At 43.7% G+C, this 21898-nt stretch carries 12 protein-coding genes and 1 tRNA gene; 2 read left to right on the top strand and 11 right to left on the bottom strand.

Features of this window, described 5'->3' with window-relative positions; translation table 11 throughout:
• Window position 1: 1 nt before the first annotated feature.
• Window positions 2-2011: an excinuclease ABC subunit UvrB gene (gene uvrB / locus WS42_RS04355; protein WP_046402634.1), complete on the top strand. Its 2010-nt coding sequence runs from the start codon at window positions 2-4 to the stop codon at window positions 2009-2011.
• 50 nt (window positions 2012-2061) lie between these two features.
• Here the strand turns inward: uvrB and WS42_RS04350 are convergent, their stop codons facing one another.
• Complete coding sequence (locus WS42_RS04350; protein ID WP_046402633.1) at window positions 2062-3477, bottom strand: alkaline phosphatase; 1416 nt, start codon at window positions 3475-3477, stop codon at window positions 2062-2064.
• Window positions 3478-3918: 441 nt separating this feature from the next.
• Window positions 3919-3991, bottom strand: a tRNA-Gly gene (locus WS42_RS04345).
• Window positions 3992-4095: 104 nt separating this feature from the next.
• On the opposite strand from WS42_RS04345, the gene WS42_RS04340 reads away from it, so the two are divergent.
• On the top strand, window positions 4096-5238 hold the full coding sequence (locus tag WS42_RS04340; RefSeq protein ID WP_046402632.1) for a M20 metallopeptidase family protein: 1143 nt from the start codon (window positions 4096-4098) through the stop codon (window positions 5236-5238).
• Window positions 5239-5298: 60 nt separating this feature from the next.
• Here WS42_RS04340 and WS42_RS04335 read toward each other — a convergent pair whose 3' ends face one another.
• From WS42_RS04335 to WS42_RS04295, 9 genes are all read right to left on the bottom strand, one after another.
• Window positions 5299-7173 (bottom strand): hypothetical protein, encoded by a 1875-nt coding sequence (locus WS42_RS04335; protein ID WP_046450781.1) that lies wholly within the window; start codon window positions 7171-7173, stop codon window positions 5299-5301.
• Window position 7174: 1 nt separating this feature from the next.
• Window positions 7175-9322, bottom strand: coding sequence for a zinc-dependent metalloprotease (locus WS42_RS04330; RefSeq protein ID WP_162610072.1), 2148 nt, complete (start codon window positions 9320-9322; stop codon window positions 7175-7177).
• 91 nt (window positions 9323-9413) lie between these two features.
• Complete coding sequence (locus WS42_RS04325; protein WP_046403724.1) at window positions 9414-11075, bottom strand: PKD-like family lipoprotein; 1662 nt, start codon at window positions 11073-11075, stop codon at window positions 9414-9416.
• 29 nt (window positions 11076-11104) lie between these two features.
• Entirely contained in the window at window positions 11105-11770 is a 666-nt protein-coding gene (locus WS42_RS04320; RefSeq protein WP_022160180.1) for a DUF4843 domain-containing protein, read from the bottom strand.
• 6 nt (window positions 11771-11776) lie between these two features.
• Window positions 11777-13264, bottom strand: a complete 1488-nt coding sequence (locus tag WS42_RS04315) for a RagB/SusD family nutrient uptake outer membrane protein (protein WP_013611892.1) — start codon at window positions 13262-13264, stop codon at window positions 11777-11779.
• Window positions 13265-13271: 7 nt separating this feature from the next.
• The gene (locus WS42_RS04310; RefSeq protein WP_022160181.1) at window positions 13272-16685 is read right to left on the bottom strand and encodes a SusC/RagA family TonB-linked outer membrane protein; all 3414 of its coding nucleotides are present in this window, start codon (window positions 16683-16685) and stop codon (window positions 13272-13274) included.
• A gap of 29 nt (window positions 16686-16714) precedes the next feature.
• The gene (locus tag WS42_RS04305; RefSeq protein ID WP_022160182.1) at window positions 16715-17860 is read right to left on the bottom strand and encodes a FecR family protein; all 1146 of its coding nucleotides are present in this window, start codon (window positions 17858-17860) and stop codon (window positions 16715-16717) included.
• Between the two features lie 15 nt (window positions 17861-17875).
• Window positions 17876-19711: a BACON domain-containing protein gene (locus tag WS42_RS04300; RefSeq protein WP_022160183.1), complete on the bottom strand. Its 1836-nt coding sequence runs from the start codon at window positions 19709-19711 to the stop codon at window positions 17876-17878.
• Between the two features lie 18 nt (window positions 19712-19729).
• Window positions 19730-21889: a BACON domain-containing protein gene (locus WS42_RS04295; RefSeq protein ID WP_046450779.1), complete on the bottom strand. Its 2160-nt coding sequence runs from the start codon at window positions 21887-21889 to the stop codon at window positions 19730-19732.
• Window positions 21890-21898 lie beyond the last annotated feature (9 nt).

The raw sequence follows: 21898 nt of genomic DNA, 5'->3' as shown, positions 1-21898 counted from the left end.
TATGCAATTTAAACTAACCTCTGAATTCCAACCTACCGGCGATCAACCGGAAGCCATCCGCCAATTGATCCAGGGACTTCAAAGCGGACGGTCATCACAGGTCTTACTGGGAGTCACCGGTTCAGGAAAAACTTTTACTGTAGCTAATGTCATCAACGAAATCCATCGTCCGACTCTGATTTTAAGTCACAATAAAACATTAGCAGCTCAATTATACGGGGAATTCAAATCTTTTTTCCCCGAAAATGCAGTCGAATATTTTGTATCTTATTACGATTATTACCAACCGGAAGCTTATCTGCCGACAACAGATACCTATATCGAAAAAGACCTCGCCATCAATGACGAGATAGACAAACTTCGTTTACGGACCACCGCTTCCCTGCTTTCGGGACGTCGGGATGTCATCGTTGTCTCTTCGGTGTCTTGTCTGTACGGTATGGCCGATCCCCGGGCTTTCGGCTCGAACGTCACCCATTTGAAAAGAGGCATGACTATCAGCCGGAATGTCTTATTACGCCGGCTGGTAGACGCTTTATATGCAAACAACGAAATCGAATTCAAACGGGGTTGTTTCCGGGCCAAAGGGGAAACCGTGGATATTTTTCCTGCCATAGAAACTTACGACGGCGTAGCTTACCGGATCGAATTCTGGGACGACGTAATCGACCGGATCTCTTCTTTTAACCCGGTTACCGGACAGAGCATCGGTAGTCAGGATGAACTCGATATTTATCCGGCCAATCTTTTTGTCACCGACAAAGCCACGATAGCCCACGCCCTGGTTGAAATCGGCCAGGATTTGCAAGATCAACTGGCTTATCTGAAAGAGATCGGGAAATTTATGGAAGCCAAACGCCTGGAAGAACGGGTGAAATACGATATGGAAATGATCCGGGAATTAGGTTATTGCCCGGGCATTGAAAACTATTCGCGCTATTTCGACGGCCGGAAAGCAGGAGTTCGTCCTTTCTGCTTATTGGATTATTTCCCGGAAGATTTTCTGATGGTCATCGACGAATCGCATGTTACCCTGCCCCAGATACGGGCGATGTACGGAGGCGATCACGCACGGAAACTGACGCTGGTGGATTATGGTTTCCGTTTACCGGCAGCTTTCGACAACCGTCCCCTCACGTTCGATGAATTTGAAAGTAAAACCGGCCAGACGATTTACATCAGTGCCACACCTGCCGACTATGAACTGGAAAAAAGTGAAGGCATCATCGTGGAACAAATTATCCGTCCGACAGGTATTCCGGATCCGGTAATCGAAATCGTCCCCAGCAAAAATCAGATCGACCATCTGGTGAACGAGATTCAGCAGCGCATAGACCTTCGGGAACGTACATTAGTGACAACCCTGACGAAGAGAATGGCGGAAGAGCTCAGTAAATACCTGGACCGGATCGGTATTAAATGCCAATATATTCACTCGGATGTCGATACTATCGAACGGGTAAAAATCCTGGAGAATCTTCGTAAAGGAATCATCGACGTATTGATCGGTGTCAATCTATTGAGGGAAGGGCTGGACTTGCCGGAAGTATCTCTGGTAGCAATTCTGGATGCAGACAAAGAAGGCTTTCTGCGTTCTACACGTTCACTGACTCAAACTGCCGGACGAGCTGCCCGTAATGTAGACGGGAAAGTCATTATGTATGCCGACCAAGTAACCCGTTCTATGCAGGAAACGATAGACGAGACGAATTACCGCCGTGAAAAGCAGCTGAAATACAACGAAGAACATCACATCGTTCCCCGGCAGATCTACAAATCGACAGATGCAGCGCTGACTCAGGATACCTCCAAAGCGTATGTGGAGGAAGAACACCTCCATCTGGTTGCCGACCCCGTCGTAGCTTACATGAGTAAACCCGAGATTGAAAAAATGATCCAAAAAACCAAGGCTGCCATGCAAAAAGCAGCCAAAGAACTCGACTTCATCGAAGCAGCCCGCCTGCGGGATGAAATGTTTCAACTGGAAAAGAAACGGGACGAGATGAAATAAAATCTTTCGGGGTTACGACAGCCAAACAAAATACCTGCCGATTCTACCGGTCACCGTTTCATCAATGCCTCGATCTGCCTCGGAATATCCGTATTATCCAACTTACCGTTAAAGTTTTCTGCTCCGACACCCAGGACAAACAAGGGCACATACCCGGCAGAATGTCCGCCACTTCCCCAGCTGATGCGGGCTATCCGGTTCAGTATCTGAACCGCCGTATTGGCCAAGGGTTCATCTTCGGCATAAAGACTTTTCACCATCTCCTGTTCCCCATTCGAAAAGGCTTTATCATAACGGTGTCTCAAATCTTTCTCATACGACTCCTTGAGTTCTTCCTTCGTCCACAGCCCCAGATTATCACTCAACAATTTCTTTACATCTTCCCAGGTCACTGCATAATGGTGGGTTGTCCGCAAAGCAGAAATCTTTTTCGAAAGCTGCCCCTTGGAGACCATTTGATGTTGCAACGCTTTCAGATTCAGTTCATATTTACCTGTTCCCAAAGCAAAGTTCCCTGTCTCATGATCTGCCGTAACGACAATCAGGGTTTCATCCGGATGCTGCTTATAAAAATCGATCGCCTTCTGTATCGATTTCTGAAAATCGATTACCTCGTTAAACATAGCCGCCGCATCGTTACTATGACAGGCCCAATCGATCAATCCGCATTCGATCATCACGAAAAAACCGTTCTTTTTATCCTTACTCAAAAAATCGATTGCTCCCTGTGTAATCTCTTCAAGTGACAAATCCCCCGGTTTCCGGTCGATGGCATAAGGCAAACTCCCCATGTCACATCCTTGCTCCTGCATAAAAATAATTTTATCTGCTTTCGCTGCTTTTTTCTGGAAATCGTCATTTCCCCGGGCTATCGTATACCCCGCCCGATCGAAAAGAGTATAAATATTTACGGAATCTTTTTTCTCCGGCTTTACAAAACCGGCTCCGGCATAAAAATCGAAACCCGCTTTCGGCAAATCGGTTGCGATCTCATAGGTCATATTCCGGTCCGGCTGATGAGCATAGAAACAAGCGGGAGTAGCATGATCGATACTATTGTTGGTAGCGATCCCTACTTTCATTCCCAGTTCTTTGGCTTTGGTAGCGATACTGTATACCGGTACTTTATGTTCTTTATCCATCGCTATCGTCCCGTTCTTTGTCTTTTCGCCGGTAGCTAAAGCCGTACCGGCAGCAGCCGAACAAGTCACCGAATTATAGGCCGAATAAGTAGTCACAAAATTTCTGACCGGGAAGGTGGTGAAATTTAAAGGCTCGACACCGATTTTTCCTGCTCTCTCAGCCAGATACATCTCTGTGCCGTTCACCTGATTTATTCCCATTCCATCTCCGATGAAATAAAAAACATACTTCGCTCTTTTTTCTTTCTTTGCCGCATCAACAGGCTGTGTAAAACAGATAACGGCAACCAATACCACTGATAATAAGCCAAATAACTTCTTCATCGTTCTTTTCATTATTATTCGTTTTGCTCCTATTGTATATTCTATCCCCTCCTAATTCAAGAACAAACTTATTCCTGAACTATTAACAGAATTATTAATAATTTCTTAACCAACACCAATTCCCATCAAAAATACAAAAAAAATTAGAGAAAGAAACCTATTTTCCCCTGAATCCAAATATAATTCCACACTAAAATTCAGGTCTCCATTTTATATTAGGTAGTTATATACATGTTACACTTATAAACCTACAGCTAGGGTAAACATGTATATAAACACGTTGGATTACAATACATAATCTGTGAAAAAGCGGACAGCTAAAGAAAATAAATAGATTCAGTCAGTTTCGGTTTAACTCTCGGTTTAAACAAGCACTCAAAACACCACTAAAAACCACCTAAAACAAAAATCAGCCACCTTTATAAGTGGCTGATTATAAAGAGCGATAAACGGGACTCGAACCCGCGACCTTCGGCTTGGGAAGCCAACGCTCTACCAACTGAGCTATTATCGCCTGTTTTGCGTTAAACAACGGTGCAAATATAGCAAACAAATCTGAATGAAACAAGATTTAAAAATAAAAAAAAGATTACTTTTAAAGGTTCAAACGATCAGCCTATGGACAGGAATAAATTTTACCGGATCAGGGAAGAACTTCACCGGCATCCCGAATTATCCGGACAGGAAAAACATACGATACAATATATCCGGCAAGTACTTCAGGAATTTCAGCCCTCCCGAATCCATCCCCTGGAAAAGGGCCATGGACTGGTGGCAGAATACAGTTTCCCGGGCGAAGGTCCGACCCTATTATTCAGAGCCGATATCGATGCTGTGGCCATTGCAGAAAAATCACCTCTTCCCTATTGTTCGGAAAATCCGGGGATAGCCCATAAATGCGGACACGACGGACACACAACCATGTTACTCATGCTGGCCGGATTCCTATATGATCATCCCCTGGAACGAGGACGCATTTTATTACTCTTTCAACCTGCCGAAGAAAATGGACAGGGCGCACAACTAGTACTTCAGGACCCCTGGTTCCGGCAACAGAAAATCGACCGGGCTTTCGCTCTGCATAATCTTCCCGGCTATCCGTTTTCTACGATTATCTGCCGGACAGGCAGTTTTACCTGCTCGGTCATCAGCTGTACCATCACCTTCACCGGAAAAACAGCACATGCTGCAGAACCTGAAAAAGCGGTTTCCCCGACCGCACCTTTACTGCATATCCTGCATCTAAGCGAAAGCTGGAATCGAGGGACCTTGAAAGATCCGGATTATTTCCGTACGACACTTATCGAACTTCATATCGGCGAAGAAGCCTATGGCGTTGCTGCAGGAAGCGGACTTATCCGGTTGACTCTCCGCGCCGCATCCGAAAAAATACTGCAAAAACACCGGCAACAGTTGGAACAATTCGTTCAGCAAACCATTGATTCTCATCCGGCCTTACTATGCTCCATCGAATGGACAGAACCTTTTGCGGCCAATGAAAATGATCCTGAATCCGTAACCTGGATTCAGGAAGCAGCCAAAAGCAACGGATTGGTTTACGAGGAAACCGATCATCCTTTTGCCTGGGGAGAAGATTTCGGATTATTCACTCAACATATTCCAGGTGCTATGTTCGGTCTGGGAGCAGGCATCTCTACTCCGGCCCTCCATACTCCGGATTACGATTTTCCTAACAACATTTTGCAAAATGGAGCCCGGATGTTTTACGAATTAGCCCTTATCACTCAACTGTCAGAATAAGTATTGATTATTCTGACAGTCGATTCCCAGTCATACAAATTCGTCTTGATCCAAACCAGATTAAATCCTGGCTAATCCCCCTGAACGTATTTTCCAATAATCATACAAATCCTCCCAATAAGTCCATAATAAAAGTTTCGCCATCCCCTCTCCACAATCTACCGTATCCTTGTATTTTTTCAATTCTTCACAAAAAGCCATAACACAAGTTTGCCGTACCAACCTCTCTTGTACTGATAAACGGCCTACCCGTTTTCCCGTAATCAGCCTCTTCAATTCTTTTACCAACTGACCGACCTGCTGTTCTCCATTCTCCTTTTCTGCTAACTGTAGCCAACGCTCGGTCCGAAAAAATTCTCCCCATACTCTTTGTAATCGCCCAAGCATATCATCACGTTCCATTCCCATTTTATTTTTTTGTAAAAAGGAAGGAGCATAAAATCCCATAATATCTTCTTTCAATAATTGCATCAACTGTTCCGCCATTCCCTCTTGAAAAAAAGTCTCATCTAACCAACGGATATAATCCTTTTCACTCAATTTCAATACTTCCCGGTAATAATGCTTTACCTTTTCATTTTCCACCTCCTTCAACACCTGTTGCCAAGCCACACGCCTTTCCTCATACCTCTTCCATCCCCACTGTCCGGCAGCCTCTTTCTCTGTTTTTATATCTTCTCTTTCCGCATAACAATACCACAAAGCCTCCAATCGTTTTGCAGCTGTGATATTTCTATTCTCCAGTTGTTCCGGATCCAATCCCAACAATATGGCCAAAGCTCTATCGATTTCCTGTTCACGACACCCCTGTAAAGCCTCCGTTTCCGAACACATCTTCCATATCCCGTCCTCTTCCCGGACCGGATTTTCCAATCGGTAGCGGATCACCGATTCCATAGAAACATCAGCACCGATACGTAAACGTGCAGCTAAAATCCTTCCATCTCCGGGATGTTCCTGGAAATCCACTTTTATCCCTCCACCTCCGACATCAAAAACAACTGCGCAGGGGACATCAGCTTTCACCCTTCCTTTTTTCCGTTCCAATTCAAGCAATACTCTTCCCGTCCGGGCAGTCCACACTGCATTCAGCTTTTCCACTGCTGTATACAATAGTTCCACATATTCTTCCGGAATATCCTCAGCAACACATATATTCAGAGGCATTCCGGCATATGTATCCCAGCACACACAACGGGTACACTCTACACAACGGAAAGGATTCACTCCATAATCGACATAAACCTGCGTCCGGAATAACCCATCCGGGTCTTCCCCTCTGTTCCTCAAACCCCTATCCGGTAAGAGACACAAAGCCACAGATACTTCTACCGGTACCGAACCGCTTTCGGGCAACATTTCCACGACCTGCTGTTCAGGAGAACACTCCAAATAATGCCGGATAGTAAAACATGCTCCGTTCCTACAGGTATCGACAGTTATAATCTCCGAACGGCCATACTGTATCCGTCCCCATTTCCCGTCCCCCACATACCACTTTTCCTTTATACCATCGGTCACATCAATCAAATAACCTGTTTCTTTTTTCTCCGCTACCGGCCAGGTTTCCACCGGTGTCTGTAAACCGGACATCTTCAGCAATCCGTTACTCATCCATGTTGTATCTGAAACTCTCTCCGGACAGAAAACCGCAAAAACATCCAGGGTCATAGAATCCCTGCCTTGTTCCAATCTAAAAATTCCTTTACTCTCCAATAACTTCCCCCGAATTCCCAATCCTCTGTCTATCTGGGCCAATACCATCCATTCCCGCCCCAAATATGTCTGCTCAATTTCTACATACATTCTGCCATTCCGTTCATATATCGGTAACACCACAGCATTCTCATCCTTATCTTTACCACAGGCATTTCCACTTTTTATCCCAACCATCCCTACCCAACAAAACAACAATACCAATAACTTTGTCCTCATGTTATTTCCATATTGAATTCACATTTTTTCTCCACGCTTTCCAAAAAACATCCTTTTCCTTGTCTGTTTTCCGATACATCACTTTCAATTGTTCCTCCATCAAAGCCACCACTTCCGGATACCTATTCCTTTCTGTTTGTATATATTCCATCAAACAATCCGTATAACACCATATCAAGAATCTTCCCCAACACTCCTCACCAGATACATTCCGGAATATTTTTCCCAAATCTCTGATATATTCAGTGACCGAATATTCCCGATCGTAACCTACAAAACAATCCGCTTTTTCTACCAACCGTCTGACAGTCTCCCTTCCCCAGTCTTCCCACCACTCCCGAGGCAGGTCCTTTCCCGATTCCAACACATAGGTTTGTAAAAAACGCAGGGCATCCTGCTGTTCTTCCCTCCCCACAGCAACAACTATAACCGAATCATTCCCCCAACATTTCCTTATCCCTCCGAGATAGGTAAAAGCCTGATTTATGTACTCCGAATATTGTTTTCGGATAGCAAGATTCCAACTTTCAACACTCAGACGCCCGTTATTTCTCAGAGTATCTCGCAACAAACGCTTCAAGTGACACATGCCCAATTCTGCCGTTTCCAACGAATAACGCCCTAAATCTTCGGCTTGTGCTTCAGGTAAGTTTCCACCGCTATCCTGAAAACGATATTTACGCTCCAATTGTTTTTTTTCTATCCAAACAGACAATTTTTCCTGAATTTCTTCAGACGCCAATCCGGGAAAATAACGGTATCCCCACTCAATAGCCAATGAATCATAAGCGCCAATCCGGGGTATCCGGTCGGACATATCGACTCCATCTTCGGGTTGTACAGCATAGTTCATACGCATATAATCCATTATAGAACTACCATAACCATGACGGTGTAAAAAAACGGCATCTCTTAACTGCTCTGTTTCACACAAAGAACTCCCATAAAAATTATGGGTCAATCCCAGTACATGCCCGACTTCGTGTGACACCACCATCTCCAGCAATCTACCAGCCAGTTCGTCCGGGAACTCCTCCTCGCTTTCTCCTGTCTGTGCAATATACCACTGGCATAACATATCAAAAACCGAATGAAAAACCGCAATATGACAACTCAGGATCTCACCGGTACGGAAATCTACAAAAGGACGTCCATAAGCATTCTCCATCGGAGAAGCCTTATAGACGATCCATGACAAAGCAGAATTATCTAAAGTAAATCCGGCCGAATCCGGAGCCATAAGTCCTGCTATGGCATTTTTAAAACCGCTACGTTCAAAAAGAGCATTCCAATTGTTCACGGCACGTAAAACATAAGGACGCCACTTTTCAGGAAAACTACGGTCGATATATATCCTAATCTTTTGCCGGGGTTCAACCAGTTCTCCCCGCCTATACCGGGCCGTATCACGATCCGCCACTTCCAGCCGCCAACGTTTCACTACGCGATCCGAGATGACCTGACAACTTCCCGGTTCCATATGTGCATAAGGTACAGTAAAATATCCAACCCCTGAAGAGGCATAACGTACCTGCATCAGATGCCGGGGCAACAACCTTAAACAACAACCTAATTTCCATCGAGTCACTTCTCCATTTGCTGAAGTTGCAGGCGTCCTCTCTACAGCTTCATAAATCCGTTCAGACCTGACAATCACACTTTCCGGCGTTCCAAGAATTGCCGTTACCCTTCCTTCACGCTCACTCCCTATCCCGATCAAAAAAGAAAAGGGTTGTAATCCCCACAACTTTCCATCACGAAGCCATTCGGTCACATCAATGATCTTCCCGGTCTTTTCACACCCCAAGATTTCAAATTCCTGTAAGGTAAGGGGCATTTCCCGTTCAGCCAATAAACTTCCGAGTGAATATGACCCGGAAGTATCCACATAACTTCTTATCTCCTTCAATATTATCTGTTCCTTCTCTTCCTCCCACCGTAAAATCCTCGGACCGAACCGATCGCCCTGATATCCGAATTTAGCATCAGCAGATTTTTTTTTTCGTCCGGCACCCTCCAATATTGTAGTCGTCAGGCTCATATCACGTCCTAGCAGACTATCCGGGATCACCCATAAAATACGTCCATTCTGTTGATAAGTTGTAAACAAACCAGGTATAACTTCCGACTGTGCATAAAGCTTTATCATACACAGCAAGAAAAAAAGAATCCAACAGATTTTTTTCAACCAGGATAACATTTTCCGGGACCTGAACAGGTCCCGGAAAAACAACTGCTTCTTATTTAAAAGCATAGACAAAATCCACTACATTTTTAAATCCTTTAAACTCATAAACCATCAAGTCTTTCGTTCCCTCTTCCTTATCTATCTCTCCGGCTGCAGTCAGCTTCATTTCAAGCATACTGCAATTTCCATCCGGATATTCGGCCACTCCCCCCAGGTAACTTACAAAATCATAAGGAATCGCTTCTACCTCATCTCCTCCCGAAATATCCCAACGGTCCTCCCGTTGGCTGCGGAATTTCAACCGGGTAATCCGTACAGAAGGATCCGGATGGGCATAAATTTCATATGAACGAGGAGTTGAACGAGTCAAGTCTGCCCGATAAATCTTATTACCGACAGCATAGTAAAACATACGGTCAAAATAAGCTGAAGTGGCCACCGGTAATTTTCCTTCGACAAGCCCTGTTTCCGGGGTCAATTCCCAATAACCGCTACAGATTGTCCCTTTCTTCCCTTGTATCATCTCCGGAGAAATTTCGTAAATATACAAGCTACTTCCCTGACTGGCTATCGCCATAATCTTCGGAACATCGCGGGAAGTCGTCGCTCCGATATAAATTACATCTTTATCTCCAATATTGTTCGGATCGAATTTATTCGGATAACCAGCCTGCTCGCCTATGGTCTCCAGTTTCTGTTCATTCAGACTTCCGTCAATATCGTAAAGATCTTCCATGCCGCTAGCAATGTAGCGGTTCGTATTATAATTATTACCGCCAATATCCGCATTATAGTAAGAAAGGAAGCGTTTGTTCTTGGAATCATAAATAATATTTATTCCTTCCGGTGACACATCATAAGCCAGGGAAGCCCTCTCTGCATAATAATCCCCATCTGCAGCTTTCACCGGATAATAAACAGAAAATCCATCCGGCTTGGCAAACCAGAATACCCCATCGTCAATGATACATTCCCCCCGTTTATCTCCTTCCGCATACATCGGTGCATAATGGGCGTCATTAGTCAGCTTTTTGTATAACAACATTCGGTTATATGCATAACGTTCTTCCAAAGTAGCACCATCCAGCATATAGTTTTTCCCTCCTTCAGTGAAAATACCCAACAATGTCTCCTCAGATCCTTGCTGCATGGCATTTTTCAGATGCAAATTATTAATCGACAAGAACAAAGGTTTACCCTGCAACCTGCCTCCCGTTTCCTGTGCATAGATATCTTGTACGGCAACCCGGCTGCTACCGTCCCCATCGATACATCCCAATACGGCATTCTCACCGATATTCTGCAGCACAAACCAACAACGGTTAAATGCAGCCACCAAATTAACCACCGTCTCACCGAAGGTTACGATATTCTGTACCGTATCCGTTACAGCCAACCGTAATGTAATCTGTCCGCTATTTTTCGGATAAACCCATATCCGGCATACCGAATCCGTACCACATTCCGTCCACGTCACCCCACTTAGATTCTTTTTCCACAAATAAGTCAAATTGGCATTATCTTTCCGGTCCAACTGGGTAACAGCCGCTTTCACTTCAACCAAAACCGAATCTTTCTTCGGTATCGTAACGCTGACGCTCCGCGGCATTTCTAACACCATATCGTTGATGTCATTATAATCATAATTTCCCAAATCATCATAACAGGCCATTCCCAATACAGCCAATAATCCCCATACCAATATCTTTTTCATACTATCATTTTTTCTGTTCACATTCATCATCAATCCTTAGGAAACACAATCTCATTCTGAGGATTCTCGTCATCCATCAAAGGCGGATTACCAGCCTTCTTATAAGCCTCATACTTAGCGCTGATATCATTCCTGACTTCTTTCGTCTGCTCTGTCTCAGCATAAATTTTCCCCAAGTTGTCCATCATAAACATATATTTATTATTACTGTATATCCCCCACAACCCCTCATCCCAATCTGAAGGACGTATCGTATAAGCGATAGTAACTTCACAATCCGAATTCTCCACACGCCCCTCTCCAAACTCATGCTCAGCATTCTCTATATCGAAAGTCAGTTTTGTATTCAACTGTGCACCGACCCTAGGGGGACGGGGTACAACCAACTGGGCCGTAAAAGTCTCAGCCCCAGCAGGAAATTCATAAGAAGGTATAAACACAACCCCTTCCATCTGCTCGACCGTTTTCAGGCAAAAATTCAAAGGCTTTTCCAAAGCATATCCCAAACAACGCACCTTTACCTCTAAAGCACGTTCTGTAACTTCATTCATATAGTCCCGGTCGTCGAAAACACAGCTGGCTTTTGTATTGAAAAATTCCAGACGGGGTGCTTCGTTATATCCCTTTATATCATTTTTCTCACAAGAAATGGCGGTAATCAATACAACCATCATTCCATATATCAATCTTTTCATCACTTACTATTTTCCGGTTATACCAAACATATCTTCATTTTCAGGCAAAGGAAACTGATACTTTGTCCGTACATCGACCAAACTGCAATTTGCAAAAGTGACGTAGTTGTGCCGTTTATAAAAATAAAACAGCTGTCCCTCTCCGTAATACTCTTTCAGGTATTCACGCATCACTTCGTTGATCCGGCGCGTATGCCCACTGTCAAATCCTTCACGGGTATCCGGTTCGTCATATCCTTTTCCCCCATCTGTCGCATCACTGGAGGCGATTCCCCGTTTAAAACGAACCATATCCAAAATTTCAGCGCTGCTCTGCGGATCCGGATCACATTCAGCCATAATATAATACATTTCCGGAATCCTGATCAAGGGCATGACATCTGCACCGGAATAAGCTCCTGTATAATTCGGTAAATGATCTGAGGCATATCCGGTCTGATCGTATTTCGACAAGATTTTCTTTGTATCATCAGTAATCAACATCTCATGAAAAGCGGCATTTCCTGAACGGAAATCAGTAGAACCACCGGCAGATAAATCATAAAACTGCCCGAACAGTTCTTTGCCGACTCCCAAACCGGAAACATTCTGATTGATGAAATCAGGGTCCACCACTTTCTCCATCTCATAAATATGTAAACTAAAAATATGTTCATCGAATAAGATCCTGTTTTCTGTCGTCAAAGCTTCAGTCAACGGGAACAATTTACTTTCCACCACCTCACTGGCAACAGCATAAGCCTTAGCTTTACTTTCTTCATCCCCCTTGTAACAATATACCCTTGCCAACATAGCCTTTACAGCCCAACGATTCATACGAAACTGACGCAGCTCCAGAAACGGGTCTGCATTGACGTCATGAACAAAGATATCATGATCAGCCTCCCACAATAGAGAATCTGCCTGGTGTAAATCCGCCAGACAAGCGTCTACCACCTCCGTAGCAGGTAATACAGGAGTCGGTTCATTACTGAATACTGTCCGATAAGGAATAGCTTTCCCCTGAGGTTCCATAGCAAATACCGGCCCGAACATCCGTAACAGATCAAAATGCAGAAAGGCACGCAAACCCAAAGCTTCCCCTTTCATAATCTCATAATAACCCGGCGTTGTAATTACCTCACGGTTCACCTCCAGATAATGCAGGAAATTATTAATGTTCGCAATAATATTATAAGCACCTGAAAAAACATTATCTTTAATACTTTTATAAGTTCCGTCATAATTATAAATCGATGTCCAGTTCGTTATGTCAGGAGCGTACTCATACCGTCCGGCAAGCATCTCCATATAATTATAGGTTAGCTCACGTCCGTAAAGGGAAGACTCTCCCATTTTAAGATAAAAGCCCGTTAAAGCATCCTGGAAACCAAACTCATCTGCAAACAAATCCTCTTCCGGCACGGAAGTTTTAGGCTGTACATCCAGCCAGTCCGAACATCCGCTACTCCCCAATACGATCACCAACAGGAAACCATATACAAATTTATACATATTCATATTATTTAAATACTACATTTAACGAAATTGCAAACTGACGGGCAAAAGGATAATCCAATCCCCTCTCCTGTTTTACAGATGAGAGATAAAAAATATCCTCCATAGTAAATCCCCACTTCAACGAACTGATAAAACTCTTTTTCAGGAAACGTGTATTTTGCTGATCCATCCGGTAAGTCAGAGACAACGAACCGAAAGTCAATGTATTCTCATCCATCACAAAACGGGATGTCGGACGTGTTTCCGATCCGTTGACAGAGTTTGTCAGGCGTTTGTATTTAGCCACATCCCCCGGTTTCTGCCAGCGTTCCTGCAAGACACGTTTATCTACATTATACCGTAAATCGGCATTCTCGATTTTATCCACCAACGTCTGGTTATATACCTGTCCTCCGAATTTATAGTTAAAAGAAAGATTGGCTCCAAATCCTTTATAATTAAATGCAGTATTGATATTTCCCTGCCATTTCGGCTCTGTGTCCCCGTAAGGGATTTTATCAATAGCATTATACTCACTGGTCACTTTACCATTGCGGGTCAGTAATAACTCATCTCCTGTCATCGGATCGATTCCCAGCGAACGGACAACCCAAATACGCGTCTGTGACTCTCCTTCTTCATACATCGGCAGAGGTTTGTCTTTTTCATTGCTGGTATTAAGCTCATTCATATGGCGCAAAGCATCCGATATTTTTTTCAGTTTTTCTTCATTATGTGAACCATTTACCGTGATCACCCAATAAGCATCTTTATCCAGATTACGATAAGGAATAAATGAAAAATTCAGCTCCACCCCTTTCGTCTCCAGATTTCCCATATTTTCCGGATAAGAAGCAAAACCGACAGAAGGAGCCAGCGTGATCTGTGCTAAAGAATTTTTCGTATTCTTGATATAATATTCGGCCCGGGTAGTAAAACGCCCTTTGAGTAAGGAAAGTTCCAAGCCAACATTCCAGGTTCCGGTCTGTTGCCATTTCAGATTCGAATTACCCAAAGCGACCAGTTCCGTCCCCGTTGCATTAGAAGAAAAATAAGGTTTCATTAAATTGGTATAAGTATAAACTGAGCGGGACTGATAAGGAGAAAAACCTTGTGTACCTGTCACCCCATATGAAGCCCGCAATACCACATCATCCACCCATTTAACATTTCTCAGCCAACTTTCTTTCTTCATATTCCAGCGTAAACCTGCAGACCAGAAAGGAGCAAAACGATTGTCTTTACCAAACTGTGAAGAACCGTCGATACGGATATTAAAATCGGCAGAATAACGATAATCATAAGAATATCCCAAAGTAGCCACAGCTCCCAAAGCCCGGGTAGTTCCTTCACTTCCGGTCATGTTTTCATTGTATTTCTTACCAAACAAAATATGATCCATATTGCCGTTCGGAAAACCCGTCACCGTTGCTCCATAGACTTCGCTATGAGTTTGCTCTACTGAATAACGCAGATTTCCCGTCAGATAATGCACATCATTGACCACATTGTTATAACTGGCTGTAAAAGCAAACATATAATTGAAATCCTCCGACTGGTTACGTTTAAAATCACCCTTCAGGGTAGGATCCACCACTTCAGCAAAAGCGGTGTGCTGTGCAGGACGGAAAACCTCGTCCTTACCCGTCGATTTCTGTATAGAAATATCGGCCTGCAAACGCCAGGCATCCGTCGGAGTATACTCTAATTTAAAAAGGTTACGGATACTAAAAGAGGTGGTCCGGTCTTTACTATGAAAGGTCGTATTATACATCGGATTAGCTACCTGATAAGGTTGTGAATTACCCAGATAGATCATATCCCAGGTCTGCATAATTTTATTGATTTCTCCATTTTCTCCGTAAGGCCGTAAATAAGGATTCAAACGGGTATATTCACTGAAAGATCCGTAAGGACTGTCATCTCCTGTTGAATTATCCACGGTCAGGCTGTTCTTCATCAGTAATTTACGGTAACGGTAAGAAAGATCCAACGCTGCCGTCTGGGTACTACGCCGTGACTCTTTCATTACTCCCGGCGTTTGATTGAGTCCCAGATACAATTTATACCGCAGGGCCTCACTTCCTCCTTCCAGCGTCAGGGCATGCCGGTGTTGTACAGCTGTCCGCAAAGGTTGGGACAACCAATACGTATCAACTCCTCTTTTCACCTCACGCAAACGGTTCTGATAGTCCCGTTGGGAATCCAGGTCATTGGGAGAATATAAACCAGCCAAAGCTTCAACCTGGATTTTTTCCTCTGCATCCATCAAATTATAAGCCGAAAGGTCCGGCATTTGCAAACGCAGGTTACCGCCGTAACTCACATTGATTTCTCCTGGTTTCGGAGTGTAAGTTTCTATTACAATCACACCGTTAGATGCTTTCGAACCGTAAATCGCCGTTGCAGAAGCATCTTTCAGCATTGTGATCGACTGTACACGATCCGGGTCCAAATCGACCATCGTCTGCACGTCAATCTCGAAACCATCCAGTATCAATAAGGGCTGATTCGGATAAGTATCGTATTCTCCCTGCAAAGACACCAAGCTATTGTCTCCGGCCCCTCCGGCAGGCAGCGTGGAAGAACCACGCATACGCATGTCCGGTAAACGGTTCGGATCCGAACCCGCACTGATATTTTCCATGATCCGGAAACTGGGTTCAATGGTAGACAAAGCCTTAGCAATACTTGTAGTACTGATCTTTTTTAATTCATCCCCTTTTACCGTCACCGCAGAACCGGTAAATCCTTCCTTTTTACGGGAAAACATACCGGTAACCACAACTTCATCCAATTCAGTCTCTGCTTCTTCCAGAACAACCCGCAAAGGTTGTACTTTTCCATTCTCTATTTTAACAGGAATCTCTTTGGAATTCATTCCCACAAAAGAAAATTCCAGAGAGATACCCGGAGTTTCTGTTATTTCAAGACTGAATTTACCGTCAATATCCGTTGCCACCCCTATCGTGGTACCTTTCACCACAACCGTAACTCCTGGTAGTACCCCTCCTTTAGAATCGACTACGACACCTTCCAGCTTAATTAATTTCTGGGGAGCAGCCATATCGGCCCCGGCTTGTTTCTTATAAATAACAATAATCTGATTTTCAATCTCATAACTAAAATCAGAACCACGCAGACATTGTTCCATCACTTCATTTATATTTCCCGATACAACGTCTACGGAAACGTTTCCAATAGTATTTATAACTTGCTCATTATAAGCCAATCTGTAACCCAACTGTCTCTTTATTTCTTTAAAAGCTTCTTTCAATGAAACATTTTCCAGACGGAATGCCACACTCTGTCCGGCAGCTTCAACCACTAAAGGTTCGGTTAATATTAACAAAGTAATTAAGGATAACCGGATCCATATTCCTGCCCAACGGCAGACCTTTCCCCACCGTATTCGATTCTCTCTATTATTTTTCATATTCTCATTAAATTACCTATTCCTCTCTTTCAACGGATAATGACCGTCCGGCCTTTCAATTCGATATCCAGCGTACGGGTCTTCTCCAGTATATTCATCACATGTTTTAACGAACTACTCCGTTCAATTTCAAAAGAATAATATTCGTTCTGTTTATCACTATCTACAAAAAACACTTCAATATCATACCAACGTGCCAATTCTCTCATGATATATTCCAGAGAACGGTTATCAAACAAAAAATACCCGTCGATCCAGCTTGTTGCCGAAGCTCCGGCTTTTCCAACCACCCAGCGTTCTTCCATCAACTGTGCTTGTTCTCCCGGTTTCAGTAAAACCTCATGCTTTCCCCGGCTTAACCGGATACTTCCCGACAACAACACAGCCGAATAAGGTTCATCTTCGTAATGACGGATATCGAAACGGGTTCCTAAAACCTTCACGACATTTCCTGCCGTTTCCACCCGGAAAGGCCTCAAGGAATCACGTGCCACGTCAAAAAATACCTCTCCGTCACAAGCTACCCGACGCTCTCCTGTCGGAAAAACTACAGGAAAACGTACTACAGATTCCGCATTCATCCATACTTTCGTCCCATCCGGTAAGATCATCTTATAATCCGTTCCTCTGGGTGTCCGTATCTCATTATATTGGGAAGAGTCTGCCCGGTTTACGTTTGCAGTCGGTTCATAACGGGCATACCCATCCTCAGCTAACAAGAAGCCTCCCTCCCAGTTGTAAGCAGAATCCCTGTTCAACATAATCTCTTTACCTGAAGCCAGCCGAATGACCGGCAGAGAAGAGGCTGTCACTCTCTCTGCCAGGTCCTGATCCGTTTGCTTCACTTCATTTTGCCAATAAAACCAGACGCCTTCCCCCATACACAACAGCAGAACAATCCCTGCTACCCTCCCCCACCATTTCCGCCGTCTGTATCTCTCGATCCGACGCGCAATATTCATTTTCAAACGTTCACGGGCTTTTTCCTTATCGGACAACTCCAACCCTGCCATCTTACATCTGACATATTCCCGGTTACTGATTTTTTTATAAAAGTCCTGATGCTCCGGTGTTTTCAGCCAGTTTTCCAATGTCCGACTTTCCTGCTCGTCTAAATCTCCCAACAGAGAATGAATAATCGAACGCCTAATCGCCTCTTCACTGTCCGTTCTCATAGCTAATCAAAAGAGTCATTCAGTATCTTCTTTATCACGGGAAAGGAAATCGTCCAGCGACGCAGCTGGAAAATCCATCCCTTCACCCCGTAAATTTTTCATTCGTAAATAAATCAAATAACGGCTCAAAATATTGAATCCTTCATCCATCCCTTTCATCAGACTGTTTTCAGAAGAACGCCATACCCCGCCACTACATGAGAAACCACCGACATATACATCGGAAATCTTACCTCTGTCTTTCAATTCTTGCCAAGGTTTCGGAAATTCGGTCGACGACATCGATACATTCAGATACATTCCTGCCTCCTGCCATGACTTCAGGTAACTAGCCGTACTCGCATCGATAGGCCCACCGAAAGAATACTCATCGGCCAATTTTCCGAAAGCATGTCCTCCGGCTTCATGGCGCAAAATCTGGACAAAATTATTCGGGAAAGGCTCCTCAGATACCGGGCAAATAGCGACACCTTCTCCAGATTTGGTCAGGTTGGCTACCCCTCCGTAACGTTTACCGTTAGCCATCACAATCACAACATCCTGCGTCGGAATATAGTCCAAACCTGCACCCTCAATACTAGTCTTGACAAACTCCTGAATAGCCGTATAATCACAGTTCATACCGGTTCCGAACTCATCATAAGAACATTTAAAACGGGTATCTACCACCTTAGGTCCTCCATAAGTCGCATTATAGTCCGTACATCCAGATTCGGCAGATTCAGCATGCAGCAGGATAAATCCGAAACGTTCCGAATAAGTTTTGAAAGGCTCCAGCGATTCCATACCCTCCATCGCTTCCTGACAATACAAATCATAAACCCCTGATTCGATTTCTTCTTTCGTGAAACCGTCTCCAATCAGAATAAAATTAAAAGTAATACGCGGGAAATTAGGTACTGATGCAAAAGGATCATTATAAGTCGGTTTTTTCCAGATCACAGTATGTCCGTCGTAAGTTTTATACATCTGACTCAAGGATAGCGGGAAACTCAATCCCAGTACTTCATTTTCCAGACGTAATTTCGTACGGTTGAAAAACTCACCGGTATTGGGCTGTAACTCAAAAACCATCTTGAATTGTCCGTCTTCGCTTTTTGTCTCCTTTAATTTCACCCATTCTACCTCTTCGTCAAACACCACATCGAAAGGTATATTACATTCAAACGAATGTGTCAATTCTGTCATATCATATTTGGCAAACAGCTTATCGTTATTCAATTTCCATTTGGGTTCCGGATATTGGGTCACTTTCAGCGTATCGCTCAGATTACTCTGAGTGTCCTTCAGATAAACTATAGCCTCCCGGATAACATTGGAATTGTTCACAGTCAAAGTTAAAGCCAGATTCCGGTCGGTCACCGCCTTGGTGACAGGAGCTGTTATCCAATCCACGCCTTCGCTGAAAGTTACATTCAAGGTGCCGTTTGACCGGTAAGGAACTTTCAGGGAAGTATGGTTATACAAAGCGATGAACTCTTTTTCGTTGATCTCCAATACTCCTTTTTCCAGCTGATATACCGGCAAATTCCAGTTTTCTGTTCCTGCCTGAACCACCAGGCGTACTTTTCGTTCTACTTCAGTCGTATTTTCAATTACCGCAACCTTTACCTCATATTCTCCGGCTTGTCCACTTACCGGCTCCACCGATAACCAGTCGGGAATATTTGCAATTTTCCAAGCCTCACTAGAAGTTACCTGAATAACCTGCTCTGTTGCCAGAGAACCGAAACGCAGGGAACTCTCCGAGACTTCCAGCCGGGGCGTATCTACAGGATCGTCGTCGTCTGAGCAACCTCCTAAAAAGAAGGCTGCTCCCAAAAGAAACAATAAATTAATTAAATATTTCATATCACATATTTTTACTTGTTAAAATGCAAGGAACGGACGAACTTCTCCATAACTTCCGGCCAGATCTCCATAGACATGCATCGTTTCCCACCAACCATTTCGCAAATAAAATTTAAATACCATCGGATGTACCTGATAATCGGTTTCTGTCGAGGTATAAATCCGGTTGAAATAATCTGCCTCCCATGCATTGGTCTGATCAATGATAAAACTGACATCATATCCATAGAAATAGAACTCATTGCCTCCATTATCAACGATCAACTGGTTAATAGCTTTACGTTTTTCTTTCATGGCTTCAGAAGGCTCCTGCCCAGCTTCACCATCAGGAGATAAAACCTCCCCGTCAATCCAGCCTACCATTGCCTGTACTTCTTTAATAGCCGGCAGATACCATCCGGGATTTCCATTCTCGTCATTCAAATCACTGACATAAGCAGCTACAGGATAATGAGTTTTCCAATCGGGGATCTGTTTGTAAGCTTTCATATTCTCCTGTCCGTCTGTCTCACTACGGGCAATTACTCCCACATTATTAGGATCCTCCGGATGGATTTCATCATAAGGTAATCCTGTACGATACCACAGATTCAGATCCCTGTGAGCTTTCAAAGCTACCACTTTACCATGGGCACCTCCGTCGCTGATTTCATATACCAGACCTAAGGGTTCACCATTGACTACATACAAATCACCTACTTTATAATATTTACTTTGTATAATAGTCAATTTCACTTTCACATCCGTCTGAGGAATCTCAACGATTAATTCGACAGAACGGGAACCGGCTTCTGCAGGTGTAGCACTGATCTTTATCTGATTATTAATATCATCCTGTATCACAGTACACCATTTATCTTCGCTTTCAGGCAGGGTCATTCCCCATAGTTTTGCATTCGTAGAGACTTTTACAATCACTTCATCTCCAGCCTCATTCAAGGTAACCCGGTCTGTCGAAAGTACCAGTGACGGTTTGGTTCCGAGCTGAGTTACAACCACCTCACATGAAGCCGTATTAGAAGCCGCACCGGTACTCAGGGTGATGGTAGCCGTACGATCTGTTTCCAGCTCGGAAACAGTCGCATTCACCTTCAGCACATCTCCCTCTGTACTGATAGAACACCACTCCTGCGCCTCTTCATTAACTTCTGCTTTCCAGTTTTCCCAGGAAGAGTTTACCTTCACCGTTATCTCACCGCCTTCTGTTTTAAAATTAACTTTTTCCTGGTCGGTAGAAATTTTCGCCAAAACACTTCCTTCCTGGATAACTGTCAATCTTCCGTTCACAAAAGGAGTAGCACCATAAGGTGTGCTAAGTAAAATTCCAATAGAACGTTCATTCAAAGTCGGATTAGCCTCCACTGATAACAGGTATTTATCCGTTTCCCCTTCTTTCAGTTCCATTTTTACCCATCCCGAAGCCTCTACATTATATTTCTCGACTGTCGACAAAACTTCAATATCAACACTACCTCCGGCAGCATCTATACGGACAGTATCCGGATTCGCCACGATCATCGGCTCATTTCCCATTTGTTCGATAGCCAAAGTATCGGTGAAACGGTTACCTCCGACACCACCGGATACTTCCAACGTTGCACGACGGGCTGTCAACAATTCATTAAATTCGGAAGTCAGTAATAATTTTGAATTTTCTGCATCGAGTTGTACGGTAATCCAATCGACCAAGGTATCGCCACGCCACTTGTACTCGATTTCCGGACTGAAAGTCATATACATCACTTCCCTGGTTTCTTCTTTCGGAGAAAAAACGACTTTTTCCGGAGAAAACATAATAGACATTTTATCTCCGGCCTTTTGGACCACATCCAGGTACAAAGTTTTCATATTTTCCCCTTCCCCTGAAAAAATTTTCACCCGGGAAGAGCGCACTAATGTATCCAGATTCTGTAAAGGACTGATCACCAATTCTTTTTCAGAAACTTTCAATTTACACCATACACTGTCTTCCAATGGAGACATTTCCGCACCCCAGGGATAATTGGATTTCATTGCCAGTTTTTGTTCTCCACCCATTGCCGGAAACTCAAAAGTTGTTTGATTTCCGCCAATTGTCAACTCAACAGGCATATCGAGCCCATCATCATCTTTACAGGCAACGATACCCCATACGATGAACACGAATAAAACACTAAAAAATAAATATTTTGTCTTCATAAATTTATA

This window comes from Odoribacter sp. N54.MGS-14, from assembly GCF_000980295.1.
GTDB classification, from domain to species: Bacteria; Bacteroidota; Bacteroidia; order Bacteroidales; family Marinifilaceae; genus Odoribacter; species Odoribacter splanchnicus.
The sequence above is the reverse complement of the archived record's forward strand: the minus strand, read 5'-3'. Positions and strand labels throughout refer to the sequence as shown.

Bases quoted from the DNA above. Each gene is read 5' to 3' on its own strand.
- WS42_RS04330 (WP_162610072.1), bottom strand. From the start codon at position 9,322: ATGATAAAGCTTTATGCACAGTCGGAAGTTATACCTGGTTTGTTTACA.
- WS42_RS04295 (WP_046450779.1), bottom strand. From the start codon at position 21,889: ATGAAGACAAAATATTTATTTTTTAGTGTTTTATTCGTGTTCATCGTA.
- WS42_RS04325 (WP_046403724.1), bottom strand. From the start codon at position 11,075: ATGAAAAAGATATTGGTATGGGGATTATTGGCTGTATTGGGAATGGCC.
- WS42_RS04315 (WP_013611892.1), bottom strand. From the start codon at position 13,264: ATGTATAAATTTGTATATGGTTTCCTGTTGGTGATCGTATTGGGGAGT.
- WS42_RS04335 (WP_046450781.1), bottom strand. From the start codon at position 7,173: ATGAGGACAAAGTTATTGGTATTGTTGTTTTGTTGGGTAGGGATGGTT.
- WS42_RS04350 (WP_046402633.1), bottom strand. From the start codon at position 3,477: ATGAAGAAGTTATTTGGCTTATTATCAGTGGTATTGGTTGCCGTTATC.
- WS42_RS04300 (WP_022160183.1), bottom strand. From the start codon at position 19,711: ATGAAATATTTAATTAATTTATTGTTTCTTTTGGGAGCAGCCTTCTTT.
- WS42_RS04305 (WP_022160182.1), bottom strand. From the start codon at position 17,860: ATGAGAACGGACAGTGAAGAGGCGATTAGGCGTTCGATTATTCATTCT.
- WS42_RS04310 (WP_022160181.1), bottom strand. From the start codon at position 16,685: ATGAAAAATAATAGAGAGAATCGAATACGGTGGGGAAAGGTCTGCCGT.
- WS42_RS04320 (WP_022160180.1), bottom strand. From the start codon at position 11,770: ATGAAAAGATTGATATATGGAATGATGGTTGTATTGATTACCGCCATT.
- uvrB (WP_046402634.1), top strand. From the start codon at position 2: ATGCAATTTAAACTAACCTCTGAATTCCAACCTACCGGCGATCAACCG.
- WS42_RS04340 (WP_046402632.1), top strand. From the start codon at position 4,096: ATGGACAGGAATAAATTTTACCGGATCAGGGAAGAACTTCACCGGCAT.